This is a genomic window from Halomonas sp. HAL1 (assembly GCF_030544485.1).
Lineage (GTDB): Bacteria > Pseudomonadota > Gammaproteobacteria > Pseudomonadales > Halomonadaceae > Vreelandella > Vreelandella arctica.
In genome coordinates this window covers 1,445,306-1,462,589 of record NZ_CP130610.1, presented here as the reverse complement: position 1 = coordinate 1,462,589, position 17,284 = coordinate 1,445,306, and the positions used below count along the sequence as shown (strand labels likewise).

The 17,284-nt window shown below is 54.9% G+C and carries 14 protein-coding genes and 1 pseudogene; 10 read left to right on the top strand and 5 right to left on the bottom strand.

The genetic code is table 11. From position 1 onward, the window contains the following. The first annotated feature begins 206 nt into the window (after positions 1 to 206). The 4 genes from Q3Y66_RS06870 (at position 207) to Q3Y66_RS06855 (ending at position 4,000) form a co-directional block, all read left to right on the top strand. Positions 207 to 1,217, top strand: coding sequence for a LacI family DNA-binding transcriptional regulator (locus Q3Y66_RS06870; protein WP_008957613.1), 1,011 nt, complete (start codon positions 207 to 209; stop codon positions 1,215 to 1,217). A 91-nt stretch (positions 1,218 to 1,308) separates the two neighbouring features. Then, positions 1,309 to 2,292, top strand: coding sequence for a sugar kinase (locus Q3Y66_RS06865; protein WP_008957614.1), 984 nt, complete (start codon positions 1,309 to 1,311; stop codon positions 2,290 to 2,292). Positions 2,293 to 2,339: 47 nt separating this feature from the next. Then, on the top strand, positions 2,340 to 3,314 hold the full coding sequence (locus Q3Y66_RS06860) for a D-glycerate dehydrogenase (RefSeq protein ID WP_008957615.1): 975 nt from the start codon (positions 2,340 to 2,342) through the stop codon (positions 3,312 to 3,314). Beyond that, complete coding sequence (locus Q3Y66_RS06855) at positions 3,311 to 4,000, top strand: HAD family phosphatase (RefSeq protein ID WP_008957616.1); 690 nt, start codon at positions 3,311 to 3,313, stop codon at positions 3,998 to 4,000. Before Q3Y66_RS06860 ends, Q3Y66_RS06855 begins: the two co-directional genes overlap by 4 nt. A 20-nt stretch (positions 4,001 to 4,020) precedes the next feature. Here Q3Y66_RS06855 and Q3Y66_RS06850 read toward each other — a convergent pair whose 3' ends face one another. Together Q3Y66_RS06850 and Q3Y66_RS06845 are read right to left on the bottom strand one after the other, a co-directional pair. Then, positions 4,021 to 5,229 carry an amino acid deaminase gene (locus tag Q3Y66_RS06850; protein ID WP_008957617.1) on the bottom strand — a complete coding sequence of 403 codons (1,209 nt, stop codon included), beginning with the start codon at positions 5,227 to 5,229 and terminating at the stop codon, positions 4,021 to 4,023. Positions 5,230 to 5,253: 24 nt separating this feature from the next. Continuing rightward, positions 5,254 to 5,403 (bottom strand): annotated as a pseudogene (locus Q3Y66_RS06845) (mannonate dehydratase); the annotation flags it as partial. 334 nt (positions 5,404 to 5,737) lie between these two features. On the opposite strand from Q3Y66_RS06845, the gene Q3Y66_RS06840 reads away from it, so the two are divergent. Continuing rightward, entirely contained in the window at positions 5,738 to 6,850 is a 1,113-nt protein-coding gene (locus tag Q3Y66_RS06840) for an RNA-guided endonuclease TnpB family protein (RefSeq protein ID WP_008957619.1), read from the top strand. A 256-nt stretch (positions 6,851 to 7,106) separates the two neighbouring features. Then, positions 7,107 to 7,886, top strand: coding sequence for an OBAP family protein (locus Q3Y66_RS06835; RefSeq protein ID WP_083832233.1), 780 nt, complete (start codon positions 7,107 to 7,109; stop codon positions 7,884 to 7,886). Between the two features lie 207 nt (positions 7,887 to 8,093). Here the strand turns inward: Q3Y66_RS06835 and Q3Y66_RS06830 are convergent, their stop codons facing one another. Beyond that, entirely contained in the window at positions 8,094 to 9,065 is a 972-nt protein-coding gene (locus Q3Y66_RS06830; protein ID WP_303319548.1) for an IS30 family transposase, read from the bottom strand. Positions 9,066 to 9,477: 412 nt separating this feature from the next. On the opposite strand from Q3Y66_RS06830, the gene Q3Y66_RS06825 reads away from it, so the two are divergent. From Q3Y66_RS06825 to Q3Y66_RS06810, 4 genes are read left to right on the top strand one after another with little or no spacing between them, the layout of a single operon-like run. Continuing rightward, positions 9,478 to 11,037: a GGDEF domain-containing protein gene (locus Q3Y66_RS06825; protein WP_008960046.1), complete on the top strand. Its 1,560-nt coding sequence runs from the start codon at positions 9,478 to 9,480 to the stop codon at positions 11,035 to 11,037. Positions 11,038 to 11,080: 43 nt separating this feature from the next. Then, the gene (locus Q3Y66_RS06820; RefSeq protein WP_008960045.1) at positions 11,081 to 11,746 is read left to right on the top strand and encodes an ABC transporter ATP-binding protein; all 666 of its coding nucleotides are present in this window, start codon (positions 11,081 to 11,083) and stop codon (positions 11,744 to 11,746) included. Beyond that, a complete protein-coding gene (locus Q3Y66_RS06815) occupies positions 11,743 to 14,223 on the top strand; it encodes an ABC transporter permease (RefSeq protein WP_008960044.1) in 2,481 nt (826 codons plus the stop codon). Before Q3Y66_RS06820 ends, Q3Y66_RS06815 begins: the two co-directional genes overlap by 4 nt. Positions 14,224 to 14,233: 10 nt before the next feature. Continuing rightward, positions 14,234 to 15,421, top strand: coding sequence for a lipocalin-like domain-containing protein (locus Q3Y66_RS06810; protein WP_008960043.1), 1,188 nt, complete (start codon positions 14,234 to 14,236; stop codon positions 15,419 to 15,421). A gap of 43 nt (positions 15,422 to 15,464) precedes the next feature. Here the strand turns inward: Q3Y66_RS06810 and Q3Y66_RS06805 are convergent, their stop codons facing one another. Together Q3Y66_RS06805 and Q3Y66_RS06800 are read right to left on the bottom strand one after the other, a co-directional pair. Continuing rightward, the gene (locus Q3Y66_RS06805; RefSeq protein WP_008960042.1) at positions 15,465 to 15,782 is read right to left on the bottom strand and encodes a c-type cytochrome; all 318 of its coding nucleotides are present in this window, start codon (positions 15,780 to 15,782) and stop codon (positions 15,465 to 15,467) included. Positions 15,783 to 15,906: 124 nt separating this feature from the next. Next, positions 15,907 to 17,184 (bottom strand): sorbosone dehydrogenase family protein, encoded by a 1,278-nt coding sequence (locus Q3Y66_RS06800; RefSeq protein WP_008960041.1) that lies wholly within the window; start codon positions 17,182 to 17,184, stop codon positions 15,907 to 15,909. Positions 17,185 to 17,284: the final 100 nt, after the last annotated feature.

The window sequence follows — 17,284 nt, the reverse complement described above, 5'->3', positions numbered from 1 at the left end:
CTTAACACCGCCCTTCATAGCAAAAAGTTATCAAAAGACCACCCAATATAACAAAAACAAACATGAATAGGTTTGCAAATAGCCGGGCGGCAAACCCCTCCGATTTCGATATTCATATGGTTAACCACGCCTAATTGATCATGCACCGTTGCTTTTGAAATCAAGCATACTCAAAATGAAACCGTTACCATTCCACGAAGAACATTATGTCATCTGCAGTTCGGCGTTCTACCATTCTTGAAGTCGCTCGTTTAGCCGGTGCTTCAAAAACCAGCGTTTCGCGCTATTTTGGCGATGAGCGGGAACGTCTATCCCCCACTCTTCAGGACCGCATTGCCCAGGCAGCAAGCACTCTAGATTACCAGCCCAACCAAATGGCGCGTGGATTGAAGGGTGGGCGCTCAAAACTCATCGGAATGCTGGTAGCTGATATCCGCAACCCTTTTTCCGTGGCGATTACCCACGGTGTCGAACAAGCATGCCGCCAGTACGGCTACTCATTATTGGTATGCAATACCGACAATGATTCTGAGCAGGAGCGCCAGCATTTAGACCTTCTGGGTGCGTATCAGGTGGCAGGCTTGGTGGTTAATGCCACCGGTAGCCCCGAAACCCAACTACAGGCTTTCATCAGCCATGGAACGCCAGTCGTGCTGCTAGACCGCGAAGTCAGTAATGTGGATGCAAAAGTAGTAGGGCTTGATAACCAGCTAGCGATTGATAGCGCACTTGATCACCTTACTACCCAGGGTTACCAAGCCGTGTTGTATGTCAGCGAAGCCCTTGAGCAGTCGAGCACACGGCAACGACGGCTGGCCTGCTTTAACCAGGGAGCCCAACAGCGTGAGTTAAGCCATGCAACGCTACTGTTAACAAGTGACACCAACACGCGCCAGGCGCTAAGCCATTTTTTAGCCGCCCATCCCCAACACGCCTGTGCCGTACTGTGTGGCAACGGCAATGTGACCTTGACGATGACGCGCCTTTTCCAGCAGCTAGGCCTACCCCTTGGTCAAGTCGGCTTAATGGGCATTGATGAACTCGACTGGTGCGATCTAGTGCCTCCTGGCATTACCACGCTTGCCCAGCCAACCGATGCTATCGGGAAAACGGCGCTTCACTGCTTGAGGCATAGAATTACATCTCAAACATCGCCGCAGCCGACAACATTGAGTTTTGCACCTACCCTAATCGCAAGAGGCTCCACCCGGCGTTAGCATTTTATGATCGCCCAAGCTTTATAAAAACAGCAAAAATGGTATCGTTCCCATTTATCCGATGACCAACAACATCAAGAGATGACTGACCATGTCCCACTCCTTTACTAACCCTCCAGAAGTCCTCACTTTTGGCGAAGCTATGACGATGTTCGTGGCTGACTCCCCCGGCAAGCTTTCCGACGTTGAGCATTTTCAGCGCCGGATTGCAGGCGCAGATACCAATGTGGCGATTGGTCTGGCGCGTTTAGGGTTTCATGTCGGCTGGTTAAGCCGTGTGGGCAGTGACAGCTTTGGCGACTTTATTCGCAATACGTTAGAAAACGAAGGGCTGGATTGCCGTCACCTTCATACAGATACCCAGCACCCTACCGGGCTACTTTTTAAAGAGCGCGCTCTTGGCGGTGCAGACCCAAAAGTGGAGTATTTTCGGCGCGGCAGCGCGGCCAGCCACCTAACCCCACAAGACGCTAGCGATATAGACTTCAGCGCACTGCGCCATGTGCATGCAACGGGCATTCCCCCCGCCCTCTCCGCCTCTGCCCGTGAACTCGCTCACCATACGCTTAAAGAAGCCCGAGCTAAGGGTGCCAGTATTTCTTTTGACCCCAATTTACGTCCCAGCCTGTGGGCTAGTGAAGCCGACATGCGCGAGACGCTCAATGCCCTTGCCATGCTCTCCGACTGGGTATTACCTGGGCTTTCAGAGGGCCAACTACTCACTGGGCAGAAGACGCCTTACGACGTTGCAGGCTACTATCTGGATCAAGGCGCCTCGGCGGTGATCATCAAGCTGGGGCCGGAAGGTAGTTATTATCGCGGCAACCTAGATGGGCAGGAAGAGAGCTTTACGGTAGACGGTTGCCACGTAGCAGAGGTTGTGGATACCGTAGGTGCTGGCGATGGTTTCGCTGTCGGCGTGATCAGCAGCCTGCTTGACGGTTGCTCAGCACGTCAAGCAGCCCAACGGGGCAACCTCATTGGTGCTCAAGCCATTCAGGTGGTTGGCGATATGGAAGGCCTACCTAACCGCCAGCAACTTCAAGCGCTTGAAGCCGATCAACTCACTGCTTAATTCGCCCCGTTATGCTTTATTAAGCGCTTTATAACCAGGAGACAACAATGAAAAAACAACTAGTGGTTCAAGGACGACTCAGCGATGCTCAGTTAGCCGAGCTTAGCGGCTTGTTTGAGGTGGAGGAGCTGCCGAAAACGACCGCACTGAATGATCCTGCTAATCACGCTCTACTGGCTAACGTTCATGGCATTATCGGTTCCGGCCTAGCGATTACCCCCCAGCTGTTAGACGCAGCGCCTAAATTGGAAGTCATCGCGACTATCTCTGTTGGCTACGACAACATCCCTGTTGATGAACTGACCAAACGCGGCATCATGCTATGCAACACACCGGATGTGCTCACTGAAACCACCGCCGATACCGGCTTTACCCTGATCATGGCCACGGCTCGCCGGGTAGTTGAATTAGCCGAGTGGGTCAAAGCCGACAAGTGGCAAGCGAGTATTGGCCCTGCACTGTTTGGCAGTGATGTACATGGCAAAACCTTGGGCATGGTCGGGTTTGGGCGCATTGGTCAGGCGGTCGCCCGGCGTGGTGCCCTAGGGTTTGGCATGAAAGTGATTTACTCCAACGCCTCTCCCAAGCCTGAATTAGAAAGCGAATTCGGCGCGCAGCGTCGCGAACTCAACGAGCTGCTAGCCGAGGCCGATTTTGTCTGCGTGACGGTCCCTCTCACGGCCGAAACCGAACGATTGGTCGGTGCCCAGGAGTTCGCGCTGATGAAACCTTCGGGCATTTTTATCAATATCGCCCGAGGCAAAGTCGTCGATGAAAGCGCTTTAATAGACGCCTTGGAAAACGGCGTTATTCAAGCAGCCGGGCTGGATGTATTTGAGCAAGAGCCGCTACGCGCTGCGTCACCGCTGACGAAGATGCCCAATGTGGTCGCCCTGCCTCATATAGGCTCCGCCACCCATGAAACCCGCAATGCCATGGCCCAGCGCGCGGTGGACAATATTCGCTTAGCGCTGCAGGGCGAACGCCCAATTAGCCTAGTTAATGAGGAAGCCTGCCGATGAGTACTGATAAGTCCCCGTCCTCGCCTTTCTGCTTACTCTTCGACTGCGACGGCACCCTGGTGGATAGCGAAATACTACTTGCCGAGGTGATGGGCGCGATCCTTCCCGAATTCGGTTTACCCTTCTCAGCACAGCAGTATATGGACGAATTTAGAGGGGTACGTTTCCAGACGATTGTCCAAACGCTGGAAAACCGTTTTCAGGCGTTAGAAGAAGACGCTTTTCCCCAGCTTGAGGCGGGTATGCGAACACGTATGGAAGCGCGCATGCGCACTGAACTTATCGCGATACCTGGCATGCCCGCCGCGTTAGAACAGTTAAGCAGCCACCCTAAAGCCGTGGTCTCTAATGGGCCAGAGCGCAAAATTCGCTGCGCCCTGGAAAGCACCCAGCTGGGTCATCACTTTGCAGGTAATTTATTTAGCGCTTATACCCTCAATGTCTGGAAACCCGACCCTGAGCTTTACCTTAAAGCGGCGGCCGCCATGGGCTTTGCCCCCCAACGTTGTATTGTGATTGACGATGCGGCTGTGGGAGTGGAAGCCGGCCTGGCAGCAGACATGCACGTTATTCATCTCAACCATTTCCCGAACGAGGAAAGCACCCCCGAGGGCGCCGTGGGGATTCATCACGCAAGCGAACTGCCAGCGGCAATTTCACGCTTATCGACCGCCGCTATCGCTTAGCAGCAGGAGCGAGGAGGCTTTTAAAAGCAGGTCGCCATGTGTTCTTTCACGTTCAAGGCGTCATCGACAAGCAGCAGTTGGCGCCATTTATCGAACGTTAGGCACGGGTGAGAGACCCCAAACGCCACAATGTCACCGATCTCAACGTCCTGAGCATCGTCCGGCAGCCGCACGAACGTGTGCTGATCCATGATTTTCGTCACTTCCCAGCCAGCCACCGATAACGGCTGCGCTGGCGTACCAGCTTCCCGGTAGCGACGCAGGACAATGGGCAACTGATCATGTCCGATATCACGCTTACCTAGCGCCACAATCGCAAGCCCAGGTTCGGGAAGCGACTGCACTTGGGCAAAGACTTCCAAGGCAGGCACAAGCCCCTGTTGCAAATCCGGCCGACGGGCTAATACCGCCGATTGCGCTTCACGATAAAGCCCATGGTCGTGAACGATGTAGCACCCTGGGCGTAGCACAGGGGTAAACTTCCCCTGCAGTGGTGCGCCCTGAAAGGACTCCGCAATCACGTCATACCAGGCGGAACCTGACGCGGTGACAATCGGGTTTTCTTCAGCAAAGCGTCCAGCAGCTTCAAGCTCTACGGCAACATCCACCAGGTAGTTAGCATAGGTACGAATACCTGATTCGGGGTTATCCCCGTGAACTACACCTTCATAGCCCTCTAGCCCCACGAGGGAGAGCGCTGGCTCATTGCCAATCGCCTCTGCCAGCGAAAGAATTTGCTGCTGATTGCGACAGCCACAGCGGCCCCCCTCCACGCCTACCTCAATAAGCACCGATAACGTCAAGCCCCGTTCAGCAAAAAAGCGCCCGAGCTGGCGCACGTTCTCATGGCTATCGACTACACAGTAAAACGCAGCGCCCTGCTCGATCAGACTGGCGATAATGGCCATATTGGCCTGGCCCACCAATTGGTTCGCCATCAATATTCGGGTGATGCCATTGGCAAAGGCAGCACGACACTGGGGCGCAGTGGCAAGTGTGATACCCCACGCACCTGCCTGGAGCTGTCGATGGAAAAGCGCGGGCGTCATGGTGGTCTTGCCGTGAGGCGCCAATTTGGCTCCGTGGGCTTCGGCAAATCGCTGCATCCACATCAGGTTATGCGCGAGCGGAGCCTCATGCACCACCGCTGCAGGCAGGCTGACACCGGACAATAAATTGGAGCCGAGCTCCACCCCACCTTTATCTACCGCTAATCCATTTGAACGCATACGTCTCCTTCAGAACGTAGCCGCTTATCTGAGTGTTAACTGACGCACCGCCAGCTCCACACCGCGCAGTTCGGCTAGGCCGCGCAGGCGCCCGTAAAGCGGGTAGCCGGGTGCCGTATTGCGCTGTCGATCATCAAGAAGCTGGTGGCTGTGATCCGGGCGCAGCGGTAAACGTTCCTGCTCAGCTAGCTGCGTCACCGCTTGGTGTTTTCGCAAGAGAGCACCGTAAAGGGGGCAATGTCTTTCTCACGGCGGTGCGTGGCTGCTGGGGCGAGGCAATACCGCCAATGATTATTAGGTCATCAACTCTTAACTCACCACTCGCGGGGCTTAAAAAGTAACCCTTCTCGGTCACCTTTAGTCGCCCCCATGTTCTTCCAATTTACCGAAAAGCGCGGAATACCCCATCCAAGCCACGTTTTGGGAGGGGATGGATAGCGCGGCATCCGAAAAGACGCCTTGTTGCTAACGCTTGCGAACTTACATAAAGCCATTTAAATTGTAAGAAATGAAAATCGAACGCGCTTTCAAATACCGATTCTATCCCACGCCCGAGCAGGCAACCTTGCTGGCACGGACGTTTGGGTGCGTGCGGTTTGTCTGGAACGCGGTGCTGCGCTATCGCACCGATGCGTTCTATCAGCGTCAGGAAAAGATCGGTTACAACGACGCTAGCGCGTTTCTAACGCAGTTGAAAAAGCAGCCTGACACCGTGTTCCTGGCCGACGTCAGTTCGGTGCCGTTGCAACAGTGTCTGCGCCATCAGCAAATGGCGTTCAAACACTTCTTTGCCAAGCGGGCACGCTATCCCAGCTTTAAATCCAAAAAACATCGCCAGTCGGCCACCTTTGCCAGTTCGGCGTTTTCGTACCGTGACGGACAGATCACCCTGGCGAAGTGCAGTGAACCGCTGAGCATTCGCTGGAGCCGTGATCTTCCTTCTGCCCCCAGCACCGTCACGGTATCCAAAGACGCCGCCGGTCGCTACTTCATTAGCTGTCTGTTCAAAGTGGAGGCCGACGCCCTCCCGATCACGCCGAAGTTGGTCGGCATCGACCTGGGGCTGAAAGACCTGTTCGTGACCAGCGACGGAAAGCGGGTTAATAACCCACGGCATACGGCACGCTATGCCCGAAAACTGGCGCGGTCGCAGCGGCAGTTAAGCCGCAAGCAAAAAGGCTCGAATAACCGCACCAAGGCGCGGTTAAAGGTTGCTAAATGCCACGCCAAAATTGCCGATACTCGGCTTGACCACCTCCATAAGCTCACCCGCCAGATTGTTAACGAGAACCAAGTGATCGCGGCGGAGAGTTTGCAGGTTAAGAATATGGTCAAAAACCGGTATCTATCCAAAGCCATTAGCGATGTCGGCTGGGGCGAGCTGGTACGCCAGCTTGACTACAAGGCGGCTTGGGCGGGAAGGCAGTTCGTCCAAATTGACCGCTGGTACCCCAGCAGCAAACGCTGTCATGGCTGTGGCTTTGTGATGGCATCACTACCACTGAATGTCCGTACCTGGGACTGCCCGGACTGCGGCACCCAAGGTATTGACCGTGACCTCAATGCCGCCCGCAACATCTTACAAGCAGGCACCGCGCTGTTAGCCGGTGCCGAGAGTTGAAGTAAATACCGAAGGGCATTCGGGAATCTACGCCTGTGGAGTTTGTGTAAGACCGGCAATGCCAAGGCATTGAAGGCGGCGAACACCGAAGCAGGAACCAGGAAGGTAACACCCTGGGAATCCGCCACTATCATCTCTGATTTAGTGGTCGGAGTATGTCAACAAAGGTCAAACATGGAACACGAAATTGAAAACCACCGGTAACGGGCTAACCTAGAAATAGCAATATGTTTATAGCCAAATAGCAGGTGGTTTTATGCTCAACATTAATGGCTTTCATTACGGGACGTTTGTCGCATCGATCTTTACTCTAGCTGGTTGCACCGGCATGGGTGAGACGCACTCGACCACCGAGGTTCCTGGTAGAGCTGAGAGTGCAAAATCTCAACTATTAGAAGCAGGAGCAAGCATGATGCAAACGGACGCTCCCCCATCGCGTCTTAATGTTTACCTCGTCGGTTTTCATCCGTTAAAAAAAGAGCCACTGCATCAGTTTGAGGCCCATCACTTCTGTGATCAGGTAAACGAAGACTTCTTGCAGTGCGCTCTTTACGACGGCAATACTGATGATGCGAAGCTAAACGGTATTGAATACATCATCTCTGAAAAACTCTTTGAGCAACTCCCCGAAGAAGAGAAACAATACTGGCATCCGCATAACGGTGAAATTCTTTCCGGCCAATTGGTTGCCCCTAATTTACCAGTAGTCGCCGAACATGCACTTATGAAAAGTAAGGTAAACAGCTACGGTAAAACATGGCATACGTGGGGTACAGCGCATAGTGAGGACAATGAACCTTCATTACCCCTTGGAGAACCCTCTCTGGCGTGGTCGTTCAATCGTGACGGTGAGGCGAAACCAGGCCTGATTGAGGAACGCGACCAACGGATGGGCATTGATACAGAAGAACGGCGTAGAGCACGGCAAGATTTAGTGCCATTAGCAAAACCCCAGAGGGGCATTGATGCTTTGAAAAGCGAGTTTCCTGGGCCAACACTGCCAATTCCTGGCGTCGAGGCCAAGCCTTCTTATTAAAATAGTTTGGCGAGAAAACCTAGTCTAGGATCTAGGTTGCCGACTACGGCGTCACACATAAAACGACCTATATCTAAACGCTGCTGGCTAACTGCACATTGCTTGCGCTTTAACTCACTGGGCTGAAAATTTCCACTGTGAATGGCTCCTGCCATTGAAAGCAACTTAAAGAAACTGGAAGGGCGGCCTCAAGTTCCAAGTGCAACACTATTGAAGAGTGCTCGGGCCGGCGACGGATTTCTTGAGCACCTCGGCGTAGACTTCCAGTGGCGAGCGCCAATCCAGTGTCTTGCGCGGCCGTGTATTGAGTGAGTCGGCGATCTCGTCGAGTTCTTCCTGGCTGTAGACCGACAGATCCGTGCCCTTTGGCAAGTACTGTCTCAACAGCCCGTTGGTGTTCTCATTGGAACCCCGCTGCCATGGGCTATGCGGGTCGGCAAAGTAGATCGCTGTCCCCGTCTTCTGAGTGATCTCGGCATGTTTCACCATCTCTTTGCCCTGGTCATAGGTCATGGACAGGCGCAGGGAGCGCGGCACCTCATTGAGCTTGTCGCTGAAGCCGACAGCCGCCGCTGTGGCCGTGGTGCCATCCACTTTCGCCAGAATCACTAAACGCGTCGTGCGCTCCACCAATGTACCAACGGCAGAGCGATTGTTAGCGCCCATGATGAGATCCCCTTCCCAGTGGCCGGGCATCAGGCGATCTTCGATTTCAGGCGGCCGCAGATGGATGCTCACCAAGTCTGGAATCTGTTGTCGCCTATCCTTGCCACGGCTGCGAGGGCGTCGTTTACCTTTACCCTGGCGCAAACAGGCAATCAGCTCTTTCTTGAGCGAGCCGCGCGGCATGAGATAGAGCGCATTGTAGATGGCTTCGTGCGAGACGTGGCGGTCAGTATTATCAGGAAACATACGCTTTAGTGTGCGGGCTATTTGCTCTGGTGACCAGTACTTGCGCAGCAGGTAGACCACCAGTTCGAACAGCTCACCGTCGAGAGGAAGCTTCAAGCTACGGCGAGGCCGACAGCGGGTCAGTCGGGCGCGATGTCCAGCGAGGCTGGCGTCATACGCTCTGTTAGGGCTAACAGTATGACGCACCAGTTCTCGTGAAATAGTACTGGGCGAACGCCCTAACTGACGGGCGATAGCGCGAATCGAGTGGTTAGCCCGCATCAGCATGATGGCGGCTCGGTCTTCGGCAGAAAGATGGCGATAACAGTGAGTCATGGCAATACCCTACCTGATAGGTTAGGTGTTGCACTTGGTCATTGAGACCGCCAAGTAAAACAAGGAAACTTAAAGTAACGAGACCGTTATGAGTACTTAAAAAATCCCTAATTCCCCACCCCTACGTAAGAAATTGCTTACAAATGATTAGGAGATATCTTACAAAACAGTACCGATTAGAGTACTTTTGGGATCGACAAAGAAAAAATAGTAGAACCGAATATAAGTATTCTGTTTGTGAATCACCTATGATGATTTCAAACGAACGCTTGAATACGAACATCATCAGCTTCGACGCAATAGCCAGGAAAGGCTGAAGGCTGAAGGCTTCTGAAGCTAGCCAATAAAAAGCAAGGAGAGAATAATGGAGGTCATTCAGGGAAAAGACTACTCGAAAGATCTAGTCTTAACGACTGCACTACCTGCATTTTTAGTAGCTGATCTCCTCAAATGTCCTAATCTGCCCTCTCTACCTTCTGTCGCTATTAATGTCTTGAAGATAGCACGTACAGAGCACCCTTCGGTTAACGACTATGCTAACGCCATAGAGCGTGATCCTGCCTTAACCATGCGGATCATTACGCTTGCGAACAGTGCCTTTTTCTCGCGAACCCACATTAAAGTGCACACATGCCATGAGGCGACTGCCCGCCTGGGGTTAGATGCCACACTGGCAGCAGTGATGAGTTTCAGCCTACTTCAAAACAGGGCGGTCGATACCCATTATCAGCGTGTATGGATGCGCTCGATCATTGCCTCGCTAGCCGCACGACACCTTGCCATTCATCTCTGCGCCGACATGGCAGGACCTGTTTTTACAGCAGCCTTGCTTCAAGACATTGGCATTATTGCCTTGCGTGCGACTTACCCTATTGAAAGCAACCATTTATATGCTGAAGCCGCCTCATCACATCGGCAGTTATCAGAATCAGAGCAACGGCTTTTTGGCTGCGACCATTCTCAAGTAGGTGCTTGGATTGCCGCTAAATGGGGAGTTCCAACTCCCCTCGCACAACGTATCTGTGATAGCCACGGTGAATACGACATTGCCGCCCCGGACATGGTATGCATTCAATTATCTGGCCCCATCGCCGATGCCTGGCTCTCTTCAAACCCAGCACAATCGCTAGTCACTGTGATAAGGGAATTTGAAACCTATCGTGGCACCCACACGATCTCTTTACGTCATTTATTAGAAAATATTCAGCAGCAGTTACCGGCGTTGGCTGACATGTTGCAAATGGCAGCCCCTCCGCTACAAGATAACGAATCGCTGCTTGCTGAGGCGCAACAATTGCTATTTCGACAAACGTTACAGCTCAATGCGCGTCTCGAAATGCAACAGGCGGAACTCGCTTCGCTACGTCAACGACAAGATGAGTTAGAAGAGCGCTCGCGCACCGATACGCTCACAGGCCTTGCGAACCGTGCCTGGCTGGAAGAGCAGATGCAAACGCGCTTTGCTCTGTGTCAGCAACAGTCTCGCATCATGTCAGTCGTGTTTATTGACCTGGACCATTTCAAAAAACTGAACGATCAGTACGGGCATCAAATGGGCGACCAAGTGCTCGAAAAATTCGGCAAAACGCTACAAGCGCTAATTCGTGAAGGTGACTTGGCTGGCCGCTGGGGCGGTGAGGAATTTTTGATCATTTTACCTGATGAAAACGCCAAAGCTGCCCATGTTTTCGCAAAGCGAATTGCGGAGCGTTTAGAAAAAATCCCAATGGGTCGTGATGACAATGTTCCCATCCATGTCTCCGTCTCAATTGGCATTGCCTGCCTGGATGACGGAGGGTTCGGCAGTGCAGACGAGCTAATTGATGCGGCCGACAAGAGCATGTATTTCATTAAGCGCACAGGGCGCGGCGGCATAGCCGTTTACGGCGAACGCGGCGGCCCAAACGCTCCTATTAACGATTAACCTGCTGCGTTATCAGCCCCTACCTCAGCAATAAGGGCAGCCCATGCTGGAACTTCATCAGGTCCATAAAACCTATACGACGCCTCAAGGCCCGCTAAAAGTACTCGACGATGTCTCCCTTCGCTTAGCGCCGGGCCAAAGCCTCGCATTAATGGGCGAATCGGGAAGTGGAAAATCCACACTCCTCCATCTTGCTGCCGGTTTGGATCTGCCCGATCAGGGCAGTATCACACTCGCGGGACAGAACGTATCGACGCTAGCCGAACCCGACCGCGCCAAACTGCGCCGCGAAAAATTGGGCTTAGTATTTCAGCAATTTCACTTAGTCCCCAGCCTAACGGTCATCGACAATCTGCGCCTTCAGGCGCGTCTGGCCAACCGTGACGATACCGACTGGACAGCCTATTTAATCGCACGGCTGGGGCTAGAGGGGCTGGAAAAACGTTACCCAGAACAACTTTCCGGCGGGCAACAACAACGCCTGGCCATTGGCCGCGCTTTAGCCCCGCGCCCGCCGCTGTTACTAGCCGACGAACCGACGGGCAACTTGGATGAAACCACCGCTGGTAAAGTGCTTGAACTGCTATTAAGCCTTGTCCGCGAAACCCAGTGCGCTCTACTCGTTGTCACCCACAGCTTACAAGTAGCCGCACCGCTAGATCGCTGCCTGCGCTTGCGCCACGGCCAGCTGATTAACACCGTGACATGATCAAGTCTCTGCCCACGGTGGTGGCAACGCTGCTTGCCCACTACCGACGTCATCCAGGCCAATTAGCCATGCTGTTGCTCGGCCTGTGGGTAGCTAGCGCTCTATGGAGTGGCATTCAAGCCATCAACGCCACGGCTCGCGACAGCTACGCCCGCGCCGATGCCATGTTTGATACCCAGTTGGATCAGCTTGAGCGACGCGATGGCGCTCCCCTCACTCGTGCGGACTATCACGCCCTACGCCAAGCGGGCTTGCCCGTTTCGCCCATGCTAGAGGGTGAAGTTGTCACTCAAGATGGCACCCGGCTAACATTGATCGGCATTGATCCGCTGACCCTTGCCAGTGATAACCCGCTGGCCCAAGCAGACTCCTCGGGATCGTTAACCGACTTCCTGACACCGCCGTGGCAAACGCGTGCAGCCCCCGACACCTTAACGGCCACCACTACCCTGGCGAACGGCAAGACACTCCCGCCGCTCGTATTAGCGCCAGCGCTACCGCCAGACACGCTGATGATGGATATCGCCGCCGCAGCACGGCTACTTGAGAGCGGTGAAGAAATCACACGCCTTGTGGCCGCGCCGGGGGCACTGGCAAAGGCACCGGCCGGATTAACGCTCACCCGTGCCACACGCATCGCCACCCCCGGCCAACTTACCGAAAGTTTTCACTTAAACCTTACGGCGTTGGGGCTACTCGCTTGGGTCGTAGGGCTATTTATCGTGCAGGCCGCGCTAGGTTTGGCTTTGGAGCAACGCTTGGGCATGCTGCGTACCCTACGAGTACTGGGGGTCTCTGGGCGTAGCTTGGTTTTAGCGCTTAGCTTAGAACTAATACTGCTCGGCTTAATAGGTGCCGCTGCTGGCATCGCCAGCGGTGTATGGCTGGCACGCCGATTACTGCCCGATGTAGCGGCCACCCTAGGCTCACTCTATGGCGCAGGCGTTGGTAGAGAGCTCAACTTACCGTGGCATTACTGGGTCGGCGGGCTAGCGGTTAGCCTTGGTGGGCTACTGCTGGCGGGCGGCGGCGTGCTGTGGCGCGCTGCACGCTTAAACATGCTGGAATTAGGCCAGATGCAGGCTTGGCGCAGTGGTTACCGTCGGCAGTTAACGTTGATGAGTATCGGCGGCGCTTTCGCAGTGGGCGTTGCGCTAGCTTTGTATATTTGGCTTCGCTTTCAGCCCCCAGGCGATGGCTTAGTGGCAGGCTTTGCGCTGGTTGCCGCGTTACTTCTGGCCAGCGCACTGTGGCTCCCCCCCTTGCTAGCCCTCGTATTGAAAGTGCTGACACATCTCGCCCGACGACGCCCGCTGGTTCACTGGGCACTGGCGGATATGCAGCTCCAGCTACCCAAGATCTCGCTTGCCATGATGGCCCTACTCATCGCCCTGGCGACCAATCTAGGGGTCGGCAGTATGGTCGGTGGTTTTCGTCTCACCTTTTTAGAGTGGCTGGATCAGCGCTTAGTCGCCCCCCTCTATTTGAATGCCCCCGCCGAGCAATATGCAGACATTGATATTTGGCTGGCTGATCAACCTGACGTATCAGAGCGCCTGCTCACTCGGCGAAGCGAGGCCGTTCTTGAGTCCATCGTCACGTCCGAAGGCAGTCGCGCTTTAGGCACCCCTATCGAGCTTTATGGCATTACGCCAGGCGCATCTTTGACACCTCACTGGCCGCTCCTGGCGACCCAGCAGGACCGTGACACTGCCTGGGCAGCCTTTGAACATGGCGCGGCTTTTATTAACGAACAACTCGCTACTGCTGAGAATCTTTCCCCCGGCGACCGACTAACCCTTCGCGCGCCGGGCGCCAATGAAACGCTAACCATCGCCGCGACTTACCCTGATTACGGTAATCCCAGCGGGCAGATTCTCATGGCATCGCCCCAGCTTGCCGCGCGCTTTGGTGCCCCGCCTAGCTCGATGGGCGTGGTGCTGCATCCCAACGCCGATGTGGATGCCCTGCGTGAAGCACTTACCGAGCGCTTTGGCCTGGGCAGCGATGCCCTTAGCGACCAGCGCGAGATCAAGCGTATCGCCACCGAGATTTTCGAGCGCACCTTCACCATCACCCGTGCCCTGAATGTACTGACCTTAGCGGTCGCGGCCCTGGCGCTGCTGGCTAGCCTTCTTGCCCAGGCACGCAGCCGACGCCAACAGCTAGCACCACTCTGGGCGCTAGGCGTTCCTAGAGCACAGCTAGCCCAGCTCAGCTTGGTACAGCTGGGGGGTGCGGCATTGGTCACCGGCCTGCTGGCACTGCCACTGGATATCGCGATCACCTGGGGCTTGGTGGCGATCATTAATGTGGCTGCCTTTGGTTGGCGCCTACCGCTCTACCTGTTCCCTTGGGAAATGGCTGTCACCCTGGCGACCGCGGTTGCCGTGGCGCTGTTATCTGCAGCACTGCCTGCGCTGCGCTTTTGGCGTGCCTCACCGCGCACGTTACTAGCAGAAGAGGCCAATCAGTGAGCCTAAATCAATGAGCTTAAGTCGACTGCAAAACTTCCCTCTTCTACTGGCGTTCACCGCGACGTTGATGCTTTACGGCTGCAGTTCAGAAGAATCAACGTCTTCTGCTAACACAGGCTTTGCCGGGCTGGGCCAGGAGGCTGATGGCTTTCAACATGCCGAGCAAAACCAGTTGCTTACGTTCCCAACGGATCACGCCGCCCATCCGGATTACCGTATCGAGTGGTGGTACTTAACCGCCAACTTAGAAGATGCCTCTGGCGCGCCACTTGGCCTGCAGTGGACACTTTTTCGTCAGGCATTAATGCCGCCCAGCGAGCGCCCTGCTCCCACCCCCTGGGCGGCTGACCAACTCTGGATGGCCCATATGGCGATCTCCCAAGGCGAACAGCACGAAGTTGCCGAGCGTTTCGGGCGCAGCCACTCTCAGGCCGACCTGAGCGTCCCCCAGGATAGCCAAGCGGGCGTCATTTCCAGCCCCTTCCATGCCTGGTTAGATGATTGGCAGCTTAAAGCAAGCGAAGAGGCCGGCAGCAGCGATTTCAGCCCCTTAACGCTCACCGCCTACAGCGGCGAAGGCGAGTCGCGCTTTGGCTATTCGTTAACGCTTACCGCCGAGGGGCCGCTGGTTTTGCATGGGACACAAGGCTTCAGCCAGAAAGCCGCCAATGGCCAAGGCTCTATGTACTACAGCCAACCGTTCTGGCAGATAGAGGGCAACGTCACCCTTAACGGCGAGACCCAAGCCGTCAGCGGTCGCGGCTGGCTCGATCGGGAATGGAGCAGCCAGCTACTCGATGCCCGACAGTCAGGTTGGGATTGGCTATCGCTGCATTTTAACGATGGTCACAAACTGATGGCGTTTCAACTACGAGGCGGTGGTGACGACACTGATCAAGAGCAAGGCGCTGACTATCGCTCGGGCACCTGGATCACTCCGCAAGGTGAACCCACTCCATTAGCAAACACCGACATCATCATGACCCCGCTGGCAACATCGGCTGTCGCCGGGCGAGAAATCCCCACCCGCTGGCGGCTGAAAGTGCCTTCAGCAGGTGTCGATATCAACGTCGAAGCGCCCCACGCCAACCGCTGGATGAGCACCAGCGTGCCGTACTGGGAGGGCGAAGTGCAGATCAGTGACCGCGCCAGCGGCGAACCGCTTGGCGAGGGATATCTGGAAATGACGGGGTACTAATAAGCAAGTGGCGTAATTTATGAAGCTCTTTTAAACAGCCATGTCACTCGGCGCTCTCTGTGATAAAAGCGGCAAGATTAGCAATATCATCATCCGACAAATCAGTAGCATTGGGGATCATCAAGAAGGAGTTTGATCCCACCTTTTCACCAGCTCGGTACGTTTCAAGGCGGGAAGTAATATACTCCGCATCCCGCCCGCTAAGTGAAGGAAAGCTAGCCATTCCCTTCCCTTTTGGGCCGTGACATTGGGCACATGCGTCAGCAAATAGCGCTTCTCCGGCGGCCTTATCTGCCGCCTGACCAGTTGTCGACCCCATCGCCAGCGCCATCGTAATAATGAAAAACAGCGATACCTTCATAGTGACCTTTTCCCAGTAGAGTGGTCTTGATCAAAAAGCATGAGTTGGTTTGGGTGAGCGCGCAGCCGCACTGAGCTATTCCAGAAGCTATGCCAGGAACTATGCCAGTGCGGCTGCTAATGGCTTATTCCGGGGTGATGCGGTAAATGCTGCCTTCATCAACCGCCGTATAAAGATCACCCTCCGGGCCCAGCACCACCGAACGGAAGCGAGCCGCTCCCATGGGCACCGGCATTTCGGTAACGTCATTGACCGAAAGACCATCCTCTGCAATATCAATCAGATTGATACGCTGCCCTACCGGCGTGCCTCCAAAACCGATGCCCATAAAACCAACGATCAAACGGCCGTCCCAATCGCCCCACTGTTCACCGACTAGAAACTCAGCAGACGAGATACCTTGAGAAAGCCCATCATTTTTCCAGGCAGGCTGCATCGCGTCAGGGTAGGTTTCGGTGTCGGTAACCGGCATATAGGCCGCCCGCTCTTTTGGATCCATCCCCTCGGTCTGATTGGGCTCATAACCACAGTAATCGTCCGGGCAGTCGCCACGGCCCGCCATGTTAGGTTTCGGATCCCAGCCACTGTTGCCACCATTGACCAGCGCATTGATCTCATCCGAATGCCAGGGGCCGTGCTCCGTCACGATGGGTTGGCCAGTCGCAGGGTGGAAGGTGATGCCCTGTACGTTACGGTGCCCATAGGTATAGATGCGCGGATCGAAGCCATCAGGCGGTTCGTTACCCTCCGCAGCCTCGCCATCCCGGTCAATTCGCAGCACCTTGCCACCAAGTAGCTCCGGTGACTGTGGAATCTCACTGTTATGGTTATCGCCGGTGGTCACATAAAGGTAGCCATCCTCCGGACTGAAGCGAATACGTCCGCCATTATGGGCACCAGCATCACCGAACGGATGGTCGGTGGCGGCAGGCTTGTACGGAATATCCTCGACAATGTCGGTGCGATCCGATACCTCAGTAAACTCACTGTTGACCGTCATGCGCAGCACACGGTTAGTGCGTGGCTCAGACATGTTGGACGCAGAGTAGACGTAGACCGTGCGATTTTCGTCAAAATCAGGATCGATCGCCACGCCATTCATTCCCGCCTGCCCCTGGCAGACAAGATCATCGGCGGTAGTGGCATAATCCTCCGTGCCCTCCATGCCGAGCAGGTGCTCTACCTCACCATCGGGAAGCCGCACCGACAGCCCACGACAACGCTCGGTGTAAAACATCGTCCCATCAGGCAGAAAGGCCATATCCCAAGGGTTTTCAAGACCGGTTAACACCTCAGACTGGCTGAGTTCAGGCTCATTAGCAGTAGCGACGGCGGGTAAGCCTATGATCACCGCAGAAGCGATGAACGCAGATAGCGGCCGCAGAACGGGTTTATGGGACATTGAAGGCACTCCTTCCTAGCGTTGTTTGTAATTGTTATCCATTTTGCCATGGGCTTATTTAGTTTAGATCGGCAACCATGGCGGTCAATATTTACCGTGA

Coding starts and splice junctions, on each gene's coding strand:
- Q3Y66_RS06870 (WP_008957613.1), top strand. CDS start 207: ATGTCATCTGCAGTTCGGCGTTCTACCATTCTTGAAGTCGCTCGTTTA.
- Q3Y66_RS06865 (WP_008957614.1), top strand. CDS start 1,309: ATGTCCCACTCCTTTACTAACCCTCCAGAAGTCCTCACTTTTGGCGAA.
- Q3Y66_RS06860 (WP_008957615.1), top strand. CDS start 2,340: ATGAAAAAACAACTAGTGGTTCAAGGACGACTCAGCGATGCTCAGTTA.
- Q3Y66_RS06855 (WP_008957616.1), top strand. CDS start 3,311: ATGAGTACTGATAAGTCCCCGTCCTCGCCTTTCTGCTTACTCTTCGAC.
- Q3Y66_RS06850 (WP_008957617.1), bottom strand. CDS start 5,229: ATGCGTTCAAATGGATTAGCGGTAGATAAAGGTGGGGTGGAGCTCGGC.
- Q3Y66_RS06840 (WP_008957619.1), top strand. CDS start 5,738: ATGAAAATCGAACGCGCTTTCAAATACCGATTCTATCCCACGCCCGAG.
- Q3Y66_RS06835 (WP_083832233.1), top strand. CDS start 7,107: ATGCTCAACATTAATGGCTTTCATTACGGGACGTTTGTCGCATCGATC.
- Q3Y66_RS06830 (WP_303319548.1), bottom strand. CDS start 9,065: ATGCTGATGCGGGCTAACCACTCGATTCGCGCTATCGCCCGTCAGTTA.
- Q3Y66_RS06825 (WP_008960046.1), top strand. CDS start 9,478: ATGGAGGTCATTCAGGGAAAAGACTACTCGAAAGATCTAGTCTTAACG.
- Q3Y66_RS06820 (WP_008960045.1), top strand. CDS start 11,081: ATGCTGGAACTTCATCAGGTCCATAAAACCTATACGACGCCTCAAGGC.
- Q3Y66_RS06815 (WP_008960044.1), top strand. CDS start 11,743: ATGATCAAGTCTCTGCCCACGGTGGTGGCAACGCTGCTTGCCCACTAC.
- Q3Y66_RS06810 (WP_008960043.1), top strand. CDS start 14,234: ATGAGCTTAAGTCGACTGCAAAACTTCCCTCTTCTACTGGCGTTCACC.
- Q3Y66_RS06805 (WP_008960042.1), bottom strand. CDS start 15,782: ATGAAGGTATCGCTGTTTTTCATTATTACGATGGCGCTGGCGATGGGG.
- Q3Y66_RS06800 (WP_008960041.1), bottom strand. CDS start 17,184: ATGTCCCATAAACCCGTTCTGCGGCCGCTATCTGCGTTCATCGCTTCT.